11 protein-coding genes are annotated in these 12,268 nt (G+C 71.2%); 5 read left to right on the top strand and 6 right to left on the bottom strand.

From position 1 onward, the window contains the following. The first annotated feature begins 6 nt into the window (after positions 1 to 6). The 5 genes from ACZ7OO_RS40665 (at position 7) to mgtA (ending at position 8,200) form a co-directional block, all read left to right on the top strand. Positions 7 to 681, top strand: coding sequence for a hypothetical protein (locus ACZ7OO_RS40665; protein WP_471512446.1), 675 nt, complete (start codon positions 7 to 9; stop codon positions 679 to 681). 884 nt (positions 682 to 1,565) lie between these two features. Further along, the gene (locus tag ACZ7OO_RS40660; RefSeq protein WP_471512445.1) at positions 1,566 to 2,384 is read left to right on the top strand and encodes a GAF and ANTAR domain-containing protein; all 819 of its coding nucleotides are present in this window, start codon (positions 1,566 to 1,568) and stop codon (positions 2,382 to 2,384) included. Between the two features lie 31 nt (positions 2,385 to 2,415). After that, positions 2,416 to 3,141 carry a GAF and ANTAR domain-containing protein gene (locus ACZ7OO_RS40655; RefSeq protein WP_391841587.1) on the top strand — a complete coding sequence of 242 codons (726 nt, stop codon included), beginning with the start codon at positions 2,416 to 2,418 and terminating at the stop codon, positions 3,139 to 3,141. Between the two features lie 23 nt (positions 3,142 to 3,164). After that, on the top strand, positions 3,165 to 5,576 hold the full coding sequence (locus tag ACZ7OO_RS40650) for a phosphoketolase family protein (RefSeq protein WP_471512444.1): 2,412 nt from the start codon (positions 3,165 to 3,167) through the stop codon (positions 5,574 to 5,576). Beyond that, positions 5,558 to 8,200: a magnesium-translocating P-type ATPase gene (gene mgtA / locus ACZ7OO_RS40645; RefSeq protein ID WP_471512443.1), complete on the top strand. Its 2,643-nt coding sequence runs from the start codon at positions 5,558 to 5,560 to the stop codon at positions 8,198 to 8,200. The genes ACZ7OO_RS40650 and mgtA overlap by 19 nt, the downstream gene beginning before the upstream one ends. A gap of 73 nt (positions 8,201 to 8,273) precedes the next feature. Here mgtA and ACZ7OO_RS40640 read toward each other — a convergent pair whose 3' ends face one another. The 6 genes from ACZ7OO_RS40640 to ACZ7OO_RS40615 form a co-directional block, all read right to left on the bottom strand. Beyond that, entirely contained in the window at positions 8,274 to 9,254 is a 981-nt protein-coding gene (locus ACZ7OO_RS40640; protein ID WP_471512442.1) for a slipin family protein, read from the bottom strand. A 222-nt stretch (positions 9,255 to 9,476) separates the two neighbouring features. Then, a complete protein-coding gene (locus ACZ7OO_RS40635) occupies positions 9,477 to 9,797 on the bottom strand; it encodes a hypothetical protein (protein WP_471512441.1) in 321 nt (106 codons plus the stop codon). 358 nt (positions 9,798 to 10,155) lie between these two features. Continuing rightward, positions 10,156 to 10,593: a DUF5994 family protein gene (locus ACZ7OO_RS40630; RefSeq protein WP_471512440.1), complete on the bottom strand. Its 438-nt coding sequence runs from the start codon at positions 10,591 to 10,593 to the stop codon at positions 10,156 to 10,158. A 33-nt stretch (positions 10,594 to 10,626) separates the two neighbouring features. Continuing rightward, positions 10,627 to 10,941, bottom strand: coding sequence for a hypothetical protein (locus ACZ7OO_RS40625; protein ID WP_471512439.1), 315 nt, complete (start codon positions 10,939 to 10,941; stop codon positions 10,627 to 10,629). Beyond that, positions 10,938 to 11,300 carry a hypothetical protein gene (locus tag ACZ7OO_RS40620; RefSeq protein WP_471512438.1) on the bottom strand — a complete coding sequence of 121 codons (363 nt, stop codon included), beginning with the start codon at positions 11,298 to 11,300 and terminating at the stop codon, positions 10,938 to 10,940. The genes ACZ7OO_RS40625 and ACZ7OO_RS40620 overlap by 4 nt, the downstream gene beginning before the upstream one ends. A gap of 172 nt (positions 11,301 to 11,472) precedes the next feature. Beyond that, positions 11,473 to 11,769, bottom strand: a complete 297-nt coding sequence (locus tag ACZ7OO_RS40615; RefSeq protein ID WP_471512437.1) for a hypothetical protein — start codon at positions 11,767 to 11,769, stop codon at positions 11,473 to 11,475. Positions 11,770 to 12,268: the final 499 nt, after the last annotated feature.

The following is a 12,268-nucleotide window of genomic DNA, read 5'->3' as shown; positions in this document are numbered from 1 at the left end:
GACAGTGTGGCGGGCGTTCGCGCGGCTGGGTGCGGTCCACCGGGCCCGGCTCGCCACCGCCATCACCTGCACCAGTTCGTCGCCCTCTTTCCACTGATCACCGTCGGAGCGGCGATCGGGGCTGCGCTGCTGAGCAAAGACCAACTCGGGAAGCTCCAGGACAAGATCGCCGCCCCGGCGCCGGGCCTTTCCGGCCTGCTGAACCTGAACGGCCTCGTGGCGCATGCCGGAAGCGTCGGACTCATCGCGGGCACGCTGTTGCTCGTGATCGGGCTGGTCGCCATGGGCAGTTCCGTGTTCGCGAACAGTGCGGTCTGCTGGACCGCCGACAAGGTCGGGATCGAGGGTGGGGCGGAACGGGCACTGCTGTTCTTCGCCGGCCTGGCCATCGCCCTGCTCGTCGACTTCCTGCTGCTGGTCCACCTGCTCACTCAGATTCGGCTCGCCCCGGATTTTCTCCGATGCCGTTCCGCAGCCGCCCGGTTGTCAGATTCCGGCCGTTCGGCCCCACCGCGGCGAAAGGCCGGGGGCTATGCTGGTAAGCGGACGCCCAGGACCCCGGTGGACGCACGGCCTGCTGACCACGATGCCACGGGAGCGGATTCTCGTCCGGACCCGTCGCGCTTCGAGGAGATCCCTGTCAGGGACCGAGGCTCGGAGCCCGGAACCCCGACCTGGTGACCCACTCACGTCCTCGTACGCCCCGACCTCGGTCGCACCCCGCCGGGTACGAAGCCCGGCGCCTCGCGTCAGGTGCCCGGTGGCGGTCCCTAGAACACCTGAAGGGCTGGAACAGAGGTGTCATGCCTTATTCTGCGGCTGTCCATCCGCCGGCAGGGCAACGCGTGCGCTCGCGCCGCTCTTGTCCCTTCCAGCGGGCGGGGGCGCCATGATCATGCCTCCGGCCCGCGGTCAGCCGTGGAGCGGAGGAGATTGCGAGCAGCCCGCCGTGGAAGCGATGTGCCCGCGCCGACTCAGGCGCCGGCAGGCCGCCTGTTCCCGCGGGGATCTCGCAGGTCCGTCGCGGAGTCCCGCGCTGCGGCGTTCGGCGAAGATGCTCGCGAGCCGAGCCCGGAGGTCCGTCCAGGACGCCTCGCCGTCGCCGGACGGCAGCCCGGATTCTCCGTGGTGGTCTCGGAGGCCGCGGCCCTGGAGGGCTGCGGGTTCGGATCTTCCCCGGGGCGGCGGCACCGGCGGCTCCCCCACGCGGTCCCGGCCCCCCACGCGGCCCCGGCCCCCCGCGCCGTACGCGGTGACGGCTTCGGGTGGCCGGGATTCGACGGAGCGCTGCCACCTGCCGTCGGAGGGGTCACCGGTGCCTGCTGCGCCTTCGCCGGGCTCCTGGTTCACCCGCACGAGCGGCACCGGGATGCGGCCCCACGGTTGCGGGAACCGCTCCTCTCCGAGCGCCAGGCATCACTCGGTGTCGCCTTGGCGGACCGGGCCGACGAGCCGATCGGGGCCTCCCTTCGCTCCTGGCGCAGGAAGGACGTCGTAAACGTCCGCAGGCCGGCCGACGGTGCCGTGTTCCTGGCGCAGGCTCCCCCTTTGATCCGGTGGTCACCGTGATCCCCGGCAGCCGGTCGGCGCGAATCCAGGCTCTCGTGGCCGAGCAGGCGGCCCTCCGCGGCGCCCGGGTCGGCCTCCTCGACGTGTGTACGGCGGCGGTGACGGCGCTGCCGGTCGGCGGGGCCGGGGTGTCGGCGATGTCCCGCGGGCGGGCGAGTCATCCGCTGTGCAGCACCGACTCCGTCAGTCGGCGGCTGGAAGAACTCCAGCTCACACTGGGCGAGGGGCCGTGCGTGGATGCCTTCGTCCTCGGCTCCTCGGTCCTTTGCACCGACTTGTTGGCCGGTGAACTCCAACGGCATTGGGCGGTGTTCGCCGACGCGGCCCTGGAAGCCGGAGCCAGGGCGGTCTTCGCCTTCCCCCTGCAGATCGGTGCCATCAGCCCCGGCGTACTCGACCTGTACTCCAGCAGCTCGGTCGAGCTGGACGCGGACGAGGTGGCCGACGCGATGGCCTTCGCCGACACCGCCACGTTGCTTCTGCTCGACGCCGGGGTCAGCGAGACGGGTGTCCCGTCCGACACCGGCGCGTCCGGCACCGACGTGACCGGCACGGACCGGCCGGACGCCGCGCCCGTCGACGACCTGGGTGGCTACCGGGCCGAGATCGATCAGGCCACCGGCATCCTCATGGTCCAGCTCGGCGTCGGCGTCGAGGAGGCATTCATCCGGCTGCGCGCCCACGCGTACGCCCGGGGGACACGGATCTCGGTGGTCGCCGCCGACGTGGTCGCCCACCGGCTCCGCTTCCCCCCGGAGACGACACCGTCCGACCCGCAACCGCCGGATGCGCGACCGCCCGACGAGGAGCCCTGATGCTCACGCCCCACAAACAGAGGTGTGCACGATGAAGGAACAGCTGATGGCCCGGACGTTCGTCGAGCTGGCGGACAGTCTCGTCGCCGACTTCGACCTCATGGACTTCCTGCGCCTGCTCACCGACCGCTGCGTCGATCTGCTCGACGCGAGTGCGGCGGGCGTCCTGCTCGCCGACCGCGACGGAGTGCTGCGCGTCATGGCCGCTTCCGACGAACGGGTGCGCCTCCTCGAACTCTTCCAGCTCCAGAACCACGAAGGCCCCTGCCTGGACTGCTTCCACACCGGGATCACCGTCTCCGTTCCCGACCTGCGCGACGAAGCGGCGCGCTGGCCTCTGTTCACCGCCCAGGCGCAGCGCCTCGGCTTCACCGCCGTCCAGGCGCTGCCCATGCGCCTGCGCGACGAAGCCGTCGGCGCCCTCAACCTCTTCCACACCACCCCGGCGCCCATCAGCCCCGCCGCCACCCCCTTCGCACAGGCCCTCGCCGACGTCGCCACCATCAGCCTGCTGCAACAACGCACCACCGAGCGCAGCACCCTCCTCAACGAACAGCTGCAGACCGCCCTCAACAGCCGCGTCCTGATCGAACAGGCCAAGGGAAAGCTCGCCGAACGCCGCCACACGGACATGGAGCGGGCCTTCACGACGCTGCGCGCCTACGCCCGCGCCCACAACCGCCGCCTGGCGGACGTCGCCCGCGCCTTCATCGACGAAACCGAGCACCTCCCCGGTCTCAGTCCGGGAAATTCCTGATCCCCCTGCGAGAAGAGTTCGTCATGCCACTCGGCCCCCCTACCGGGACCGCCCTCGACACTCCGGGCACACCCGACCACCTCGACCAGGAGGAGCTGAGCGCTCTGGACGCCCATTGGCGGGCGGCGAACTACCTGGCCGTCGGGCAGATCTACCTCCTGGCCAACCCTCTGCTGACCGAGCCATTGACGCCTGAGCACGTCAAGCCGCGACTGCTCGGGCACTGGGGCACCTCACCGGGCCTGAACCTGGTCCACACCCACCTCAACAGGGTCGTCAAGGCAAGGAACCTGGACGCGATCTGTGTCTGGGGGCCCGGTCACGGCGGGCCGGCCGTGGTGGCGAACTCCTGGCTGGAGGGCAGCTACACCGAGACGTACCCGGACATCACGCGGGACGCGGCCGGCATGACCCGCCTCTTCCGGCAGTTCTCCTTCCCGGGCGGCATCCCCAGTCATGTCGCACCCGAGACCCCCGGATCGATCCACGAGGGCGGCGAGCTGGGCTACTCCCTCTCGCACGCCTACGGGGCCGCATTCGACAATCCGGGGCTCCTGGCGGCCTGCGTGATCGGCGACGGTGAGGCCGAGACGGGCCCACTGGCCGCCTCCTGGCACTCGAACAAGTTCCTCGACCCGGTACGGGACGGTGCCGTCCTGCCGATCCTGCACCTCAATGGCTACAAGATCGCCAACCCGACGGTCCTGGCCCGGATACCGGAGCCCGAACTCGACGCCCTGCTCAGGGGATACGGCCACGAGCCCCTCCATGTCACCGGGGACGACCCTCACGCCGTCCACCAGACGATGGCTCGCGCCATGGACGAGGCCCTGGACCGTATCGCCGCCCTCCAGCACGCCGCCCGCACCGGTTCCGTCATCACCGAACGCCCACGCTGGCCTGTGATCGTGCTGCGCACACCCAAGGGCTGGACCGGGCCGGCCGAGGTCGACGGCCTCCCGGTGGAGGGCACCTGGCGAGCGCACCAGGTGCCGCTGCCGGCCGTACGCGAGAACCCGGACCATCTGCGGCAGTTGGAGCGATGGCTGCGCTCGTACCGGCCCGAGGAACTCTTCGACGAGCACGGACGCCCCCGGGAACAGGTCCTCGCCTGCGTCCCCGACGGCGCACACCGCCTGGGCGCCAGCCCGCACACCAACGGCGGCCTGCTGCTGCACGAGCTGCCCATACCGCCCCTGGAGCGGTTCGCCGTCCCGGTCGACAAGCCCGGCGCGACGGCGCACGAGCCGACCCGCGTCCTCGGCGACCTGCTGGCGCAGGTGATGGCCGACACGGGCGAGCGGCGCGACTTCCGGCTGGTCGGGCCGGACGAGACGGCCTCCAACCGCCTCCAGGCCGTCTACGAGGCGAGCGGCAAGGCGTGGGAGGCCCAGATGCTGCCCACGGACGAGCACCTGGAGCGCGGTGGCCGGGTGGTGGAGATCCTCTCCGAACACACCTGTCAGGGCTGGCTGGAGGGCTACCTCCTTACCGGCCGGCATGGCCTGTTCTCCTGTTACGAGGCTTTCGTCCACATCGTCGACTCCATGGCGAACCAGCACATCAAGTGGCTGCGCGTCGCCCGCCGACTCCCCTGGCGCCGCCCGATCGCCTCCCTCAACTACCTGCTGACCTCGCACGTGTGGCGCCAGGACAGCAACGGCTTCTCACATCAGGACCCCGGTTTCGTCGACCACGTACTGAACAAGTCGCCGGAGGTCGTGCGGGTCTACTATCCGCCGGACGCCAACACCCTGCTGTGCGTCGCGGATCACGTGCTGCGCAGCCGCGACCACGTCAACGTCGTGGTCGCGGGCAAGCAGCCCTGCTTCGACTGGCTCGGCCTCGACGCCGCCCGCGCGCACTGCACCCGCGGCGCCGGGATCTGGGACTGGGCCGGCACCGAGTCCGAGCCCGGCGAGCCCGACGTGGTGCTCGCCTGCGCGGGCGACGTACCCACCCTCGAAGTGCTGGCCGCGGCCTCGCTGCTCCGCCGCCACCTGCCCGAACTCGCGGTACGGGTGGTCAACGTCGTCGACATCGCCCGTCTGCTGCCCGCGGAGGAACATCCGCACGGGATGCCCGACAGCGAGTACGACGCGCTGTTCACCCCCGACAAGCCCGTCGTCTTCGCCTACCACGGCTATCCGTGGCTCATCCACCGGCTCGCCTACCGCCGCGCCAACCACCCGCACCTGCACGTACGCGGCTACAAGGAGGAGGGCACCACGACGACCCCGTTCGACATGGTCGTACGCAACGACCTCGACCGGTACCGGCTGGTCATGGACGTCATCGACCGGGTGCCCGGTCTCGCGGTCCGCGCGGCGGCGCTGCGGCAGCGGATGGCCGACGTCCGCAACCGCCATCACGACTGGATCCGCGCCCATGGGGCGGACCTGCCCGAGGTCGCCGAATGGACCTGGAGTCAGTGACCACGGAGTCGGTGACCACCCGTACGGCAGAGCTGCGGGTGGGGGACGCCGCCGCCGAGGACGCGCAGGCCGTGCTGGCCGCGCTCGCGAGCAGTCCCGACGGCCTGTCGGGAGGCGAGACGGGTGAGGCGGCCGAGCGGCTCGCGGCCGTCGGGCCGAACGCCGTACGGACGCACCACGTCCGCGTCCTGGCGGTCCTCGGGCGGCAGCTGCGCAGCGCCCTGCTGATCCTGCTGGCGGTGACGGCCGGGGTCTCGTACTTCTTCGGCGAGCGGACCGGCGCGGTCATCATCGCGGGGATTCTGGTGCTGAGCGTCGCGCTGGGATTCGTCAACGAGTACCGGGCGGAGAAGGCGGCGCAGGCCCTGCACTCGCGGGTGCGGCACACGGCCGTCGTCGTCCGGGGCGGCGCGGCCACCGAGGTCGATGTGACCGAGCTGGTGCCGGGCGATGTCGTACGTCTGACGCTGGGGCAGGTGGTGCCCGCGGACCTGCGCCTGCTGGAGTGCACCGCGTTCGCCTGCGACGAGAGCGTCCTCACCGGGGAGTCCGCCCCCGCCGACAAGGACCCGAAGCCGGTCGCCGCGGGGGCGGCCCTGGCCGAGCTGACCTCCTGCGCGCTGATGGGCACCGTGGTGCACGGGGGCAGCGCCACCGGAGTGGTCGTCGCCACCGGAGGCCGTGCCGAGTTCGGGCGGATCGCGCTGGGGCTGGGAGAACGGCAGCCGGAGACCGACTTCCAGGCGGGGCTGCGCCGCTTCTCCATGCTCCTCCTCAAAGTCGCCGCCGCCCTCACCACCGGGATCTTCGTCATCAACCTCATGCTCCACCGCCCGCTGCTCGACGCCCTGCTCTTCTCGCTGGCCATCGCGGTGGGCATCACCCCGCAGCTGCTGCCCGCCGTGGTGAGCACGAGCCTGGCCACCGGCTCACGACAGCTGGCGCGGCGCAAGGTCCTCGTCAAACGGCTGGTGTGCATCGAGGACCTGGGCGACATGGACGTCCTGGTCACCGACAAGACCGGCACGCTCACCGAGGGCCGCATCCGTTTCGAGGCGGCCCTCGACCCGGCCGGCACACCCTCCGACACGGTGCTGAAGCTGGGCCTGCTGGCCACCGAGGGCGACCTCGACCAGGTGGGCGGGAACGCGCTGGACAGCGCGCTGTGGCAGGCCACGGCTACACCCCCGGCCGGACACCACCGGCTCGCGCTGCTGCCCTTCGACCACGACCGGCAGCTGGGCTCCGCCCTCGTCGAGCGTCCGGACGGCAGCCGTCTACTCGTCGCCAAGGGCGCGCCCGAGGCGGTCCTGGCCCGCTGCGGTGACGTACCGGAGGCGGCCGCGGCGGTGCTCCAGGAACACTTCGCGGCGGGCAGCCGGGTGGTCGCCGTGGCCACCCGGGACGCGGACGGGCGGACGTCCCTCACCGCCGCCGACGAGTACCGGCTGCGTCTGGCCGGCTTTCTGGTCTTCCTCGATCCGCCCAAGACCGGTGCCGCCGCCTCACTGCGCCGCCTCGCCGACCTCGGCATCACCGTCAAGATCTGTACGGGCGACAACGCGCTCGTCGCCCAGAAGGTCTGTGCCGATCTCGGCCTGCCGCCCGGCCGCGCCCTCACCGGCCAGGACATCGGGGAGCTGGACGACGACCAGCTGACGAGGGCGGCCGAGGCCACCACCGTCTTCGCCCGCGTCTCGCCCCAGGACAAGGCCCGGGTCGTACGGGCGCTGCGGCGCCGGGGCCGGGACATCGGGTTCCTGGGCGACGGCGTGAACGACGCGCTGGCCCTGCACGCCGCCGACGTGGGGCTGTCCGTGGACACCGCGACCGACGTGGCCAAGGACGCGGCCGACGTCCTGCTTCTGGAGAAGGACCTCGGGGTTCTCGCCGACGGGGTCACCGAGGGCCGCCGGATCTTCGCCAACACCATCAAGTACGTCCTGATGGGCACCTCCAGCAACTTCGGCAACATGTTCAGCGCGGCCGGAGCCTCCCTGGTGCTGCCGTTCCTGCCGATGCTGCCCTCGCAGATCCTGCTCAACAACCTCCTTTACGACGCGGGGCAGTTGACCATCCCCACCGACCACGTCGACCCGGAGCAGCTGAGCGCGCCCTCGCACTGGGACATCGCCTTCATCCGTCGCTTCATGCTCTTCTTCGGGCCCGTCAGCTCCCTCTTCGACTTCCTCACCTTCGCGGTCATGATCGAGATATTTCACGCCGGCGCCGAGCTGTTCCGCTCCGGTTGGTTCGTGGAGTCCCTCGCCACGCAGGCGCTGGTCGTCTTCGCCATCCGCACGCGCCGGGTGCCGTTCTACCGCAGCCGGCCCAGCCGCCCCCTGCTGGCCAGCGCCATAGGTGTCGTCGCCGTCGGTGTCGCGCTGCCGATGTCCCCGCTCGCGGGACCACTCGGCTTCCGGTCACTGCCGCTCGGACTCGTCCTCGCCCTGGCCCTGATGGTCGTGCTCTACCTGGTACTGATCGAGGGCGCCAAGCATGTCTTCTACACTCGGGCCGACGCACAGGCCGCGCTTCCACCGGTACGCCACCGCACCCTCCGGCATCGCATCCAACGGCGTGCCGGCCGCTTCAGCCACCCCGGACCGCTGCGACCCCGGTGACACGCTGTCACCAGGGCCGTCAGCGGCACCACCCCACCGAGACGATCACGTCACCCCGGGCGGCCCGGAACGGTCAACCGCTCAGTGATTCCTCGGCGTCCCGGCGCGTCGGCCAGTTGTCCCGCCGCTCCCGGGCGACCTCCGCACGGCTGCCGGCCCGCTCTCCGGGCAGGGAGACCGACGGTGCGATGGCCGGTGCCGGGGTGGCCGGCTCGGGGATCACGGCGCTGGTGGACAGCGCGGGGCGCCTGGCGGTCCGGTGCACGATCCGTCCGACGGACTCGCCGTCGGTTTCCCTGCTCTGGTGGTCGAAGAAACGGAGCATCTCCACGGGGAACGGCATCACGAGGGTGCTGTTCTTCTCGGCGGAGACGTCCACGACGGTCTGCAGCAGCCGCAGTTGGAGTGCTCCGGGGGTGTCGGCCATGGTCGCGGCGGCGTCGGTCAGCCGCTGGGACGCCTGGAACTCTCCGTCGGCGGCGATGACCCGCGCGCGGCGTTCCCGCTCGGCTTCGGCCTGCTTGGACATGGAGCGCATCATGGACTCCGGAAGGGCGATGTCCTTGATCTCGACGCGTTCGATGCGCAGCCCCCAGGGCTCCTCGGTGGGGGCGTCCATCACCTTCTTGAGTTCCGCGTTGATGTGGTCACGGTCGGAGAGCAGCGTGTCCAGGTCGGCCCTGCCGATGACCGAGCGGAGCGACGTCTGGGCGATCTGGGAGACGGCGGCAGGATAGTTGCGCACGTTCACCAGGGCCTTGACGGGGTCGATGACCTTGAAGTAGACGACCGCGTCGACGGTGAGCGTCACGTTGTCGGCGGTGATGGATCCTTGCGGCGGGATGCCGAGGACCTCGGTCTGTACGGACACCTTCCGCATCCGGTCCCCGATCGGCCGGATGACACGCAGGCCCGGCCCGCGGATGTTGGGCAGCAGCCGCCCGAAACGGAACACCACGCCCTTCTCGTACTGCTGGACGTTGCGCACGCTCAGGGCGAGCAGGACCAGCCCGGCCACGGCGCACACCGCCAGCACGGTGATCAGAACACCCATGGTTCTCACTTTCCTTACGTCGATGACGGCCCCGGACCCGAGCGGTCCGGGAAGCACACGGCACGGGAGGACCCCGGCCTGTCGTCTGCGGTGCGGCCGGGGTCTCGGGCTGCTTTCGATGCTCTGGTGTGTCGGGCCCGGCTCAGCCGGGAGCACTCTGCGATACACCGGTCCGGGCTCCGCCGACTGTGGCCCCGGTGGCCGCTGGAGTGCGCACGGCCCTCACCTCGCCGTCGGCGGAACGTAAACGGCCGGGATCTGCGGGCGTGCAGCCGGATCGCGGACTTCGTGGTCTTCCTCGGAGTCCCAGGCCGCCTGAACGGCCGAGTCGGTCTCCGACATCGTGCGCAGGAGCGCCGCCTCGGCCATCAGCCGGTGCACCTGCGAGGTACGCAGGCAGTCTCGGCCGGCGGCCATCAGCCAGAGGGCCGAGACCGGGGTCGGCTGCACCTGCCCACCGAAGAGCCCCGCACCCGGGGCGGCCGACCAGTACGCGCGGTTCAACAGGCCCCCGGTGATCGCCCCCGGCAGCGGATCGAGCACGGCCGTCGGCGAGGAACCGAGGGAAGCGCAAGAGATCGGGAGTGCCCCAGAGAAGGGCGTACTTCCGGGGATCGGCGTGGGGGAAACGGTCGCAGTCATGACGCGAACCCTGCTCCGGGCCGACCGGAACCGGCCCGGCGTGATCAGATCGCCGAAAGTGACAACGACATGGGGAGCCGGTGCACGAAATACCCTCGGTAACACCAGCGTACTCCGTCGACGGTCCGAGCGGACTGCACGTCCGGGCAGCGCGGCCGACCCAGGACCGGACAGGTGGAGCCTGCCGAGCCGGGTCCGGTGACAACACCCCCAGGCCGACACCCGGGGTGCGGACCCGGGGGTGGTCCGACGGCCACCGTCAACGGACTGCGACTCCCAAGCCCACGCTGTCCTTCAAAACGGTGGCCATACTCTCCATGAGCCGCCCGGCCTCCGCGTCCGTGGTGGCGGGCGGCACCACCAGCAGGTCCCACCGGCCGCGGCCGGGCGCCAGCAGGCACACGGTGGACGGGGAGCGCTGGGTGGTCGTCCGGCGCAGGCGTACGACCTGGTTGGCGACGAGCAGCCGGCCCGGGAACGGGGACCATACGGCGTCATCCACGAGGACGCTGGTGACCTGTCCCCAGGCGTGCGGCAGGGCGCCCAGCAGCCCGGGCAGTTCGGACGCCAGGTCGGGCGAGTGGGGCCACCAGGCGCCGTCGATGCGCCGGGCCATGTGGCCCTGTTCCGGCTGGGACACCAGGCGCAGGCGGACGGCGGACGTCGAGGAGAGCGGGGGCGGTGGGGCGAGTGTCATGGAGACTCCTGAAGGGGATGCGGTCGCTCGGATTCAGACGCGGCTGGCGGCGATACGGTCCGGGGTGGGCCAGCGCACGTCCCTGACCCGACCGAGGCATTCGAAGAAGCGGATCAAGGCGGCGGACGGGTCGATCTGGCGCGAGCGAAGCCGAGCGTGGGGGAGCGTCGCGGACGTGGGGTCGTTGCGGAACAACCAGCCGACGTGGGCATCCACAAGTCCCCGCAACCGGCCGCAAACAGAAGTGCCGTAGCGATACGGAGAGTGAGGATCGCCCGGCCGTCCGGTGAAGGCGTGATGGCGGCGACGGATGGCAACCCAGCCGATCACGTCCCCCTGGAAACTCATGGACCCGGCCACACCGCGAGCGCGGTGCGCAGCGGCCGTACGGCCCGGTAGCCGCCGTGGGTCAGACCACGGTGGAAGCCGACCGTGACGCCGAGGCCCGTGACCGTGTAGAGCACCGCGGCGAGCAGGACATCGACGGGATGGATCAGGCGCGCCCACAGCAGCCGGACGGCCGGACCGAGTGCCAGGAACGGGAGAAGGACGGTCAACGCCGTGATCGCCAGGGACAGCCGCTCGTTGCCGGTGCGCTCGGCAGCCGTTGCCCCGCACGGGAAGGCTGCCCTCCCGTCGTACTCCGGGGACGGCGGGGCGCCTTCCGGCGGGACGGCGGACGGGGAGCGGAGAATATGGAGAGACATGCGCGATCCTTGACCTCGGTGACGACAGTGCGGCCGGGGTCTTGGGCTGCGCCGCTTCGACGTGGGTGCGTAACGGCATCGCTGAGAGCGGATGCGAGTCGCACGGACGGTGGATACGGGAGCTACAGGGGCTTGGGCTGGTGAAGGACGTGGAGAGTGGGCGGCGGGGCCGTCAGGCGGTCTCGCCCTGGTGAGTGCGATCGGCGGCCGGTCTGCTCGAGTCGAGCCAGGAGCCGAGCGGACCGGCGGCACGCGAGGCGTCCAGTGTGAGGTGCAGCCGCGTCCCGGTTCCCGAGGGGCCGGGATAGCTGCGCTGTTCATCGCCGGCGAACAGCAGCCGGAGCGCGTCCGCGACGCGTCGGGACGCTTCGGGGTCCGCGGAGACCAGGCGGACCTCCACCCGGCCCTGCCCGCTCGGTTCGTGCTCGGCCTCGGGGCGGGGTGGGCGGTGCGGGGCTTCGGATGTCATAGGGCGGAACCTGGCCCGGACCTGAGCGGCCCACATCTGTCCTGCGACGAGGACGAGACCGGTCCGGACACCGGCGTACGACGTGCCCTCGACGTTTTCAGCCTACTCCTGCCGCTCGGGACAGCCGCTCCGGCACATCTGAGTGGTGCGGTGGCCGCCGAGTCACCGGCCGGCGCCCGATGATGGGCTGACCGGGCGGTCGATCATGAACAGCTCTCCGGACGACGAAGTGACTCGGCGGCCAGTCCCACCGTTGACCTTGCCGTGTGGCAGGCCGGGGAATCCCGCTGGGACAGACCGGCTGCGACGCCGCAGGTGGGCGGCGGAGCCGTCAGGCCGCTCTGGTGGGGACCGGCGGGCCGCCCCTGGCACTCGGCCTGTGCGGCCTGACCGGTCTGCGGCCTGACCGGTCTGATCACCTGCGACGGGCCCCTGGTTCCTGTCGACCCACTCCTGCCGGTACGACGGCCACCGCGGCGAGTGGCGGAAGGAGTACGGT

It is taken from the genome of Streptomyces sp. NPDC111744, from assembly GCF_055634995.1.
Note: the sequence above shows the minus strand (reverse complement) of the source record. Positions and strands in the feature narration are given on the sequence as shown.

Excerpts from the sequence above, each read along its gene's own strand:
- ACZ7OO_RS40655 (WP_391841587.1), top strand. The coding sequence starts at position 2,416 with ATGAAGGAACAGCTGATGGCCCGGACGTTCGTCGAGCTGGCGGACAGT.
- ACZ7OO_RS40650 (WP_471512444.1), top strand. The coding sequence starts at position 3,165 with ATGCCACTCGGCCCCCCTACCGGGACCGCCCTCGACACTCCGGGCACA.
- mgtA (WP_471512443.1), top strand. The coding sequence starts at position 5,558 with ATGGACCTGGAGTCAGTGACCACGGAGTCGGTGACCACCCGTACGGCA.
- ACZ7OO_RS40640 (WP_471512442.1), bottom strand. The coding sequence starts at position 9,254 with ATGGGTGTTCTGATCACCGTGCTGGCGGTGTGCGCCGTGGCCGGGCTG.
- ACZ7OO_RS40630 (WP_471512440.1), bottom strand. The coding sequence starts at position 10,593 with ATGACACTCGCCCCACCGCCCCCGCTCTCCTCGACGTCCGCCGTCCGC.
- ACZ7OO_RS40625 (WP_471512439.1), bottom strand. The coding sequence starts at position 10,941 with ATGAGTTTCCAGGGGGACGTGATCGGCTGGGTTGCCATCCGTCGCCGC.
- ACZ7OO_RS40620 (WP_471512438.1), bottom strand. The coding sequence starts at position 11,300 with ATGTCTCTCCATATTCTCCGCTCCCCGTCCGCCGTCCCGCCGGAAGGC.
- ACZ7OO_RS40615 (WP_471512437.1), bottom strand. The coding sequence starts at position 11,769 with ATGACATCCGAAGCCCCGCACCGCCCACCCCGCCCCGAGGCCGAGCAC.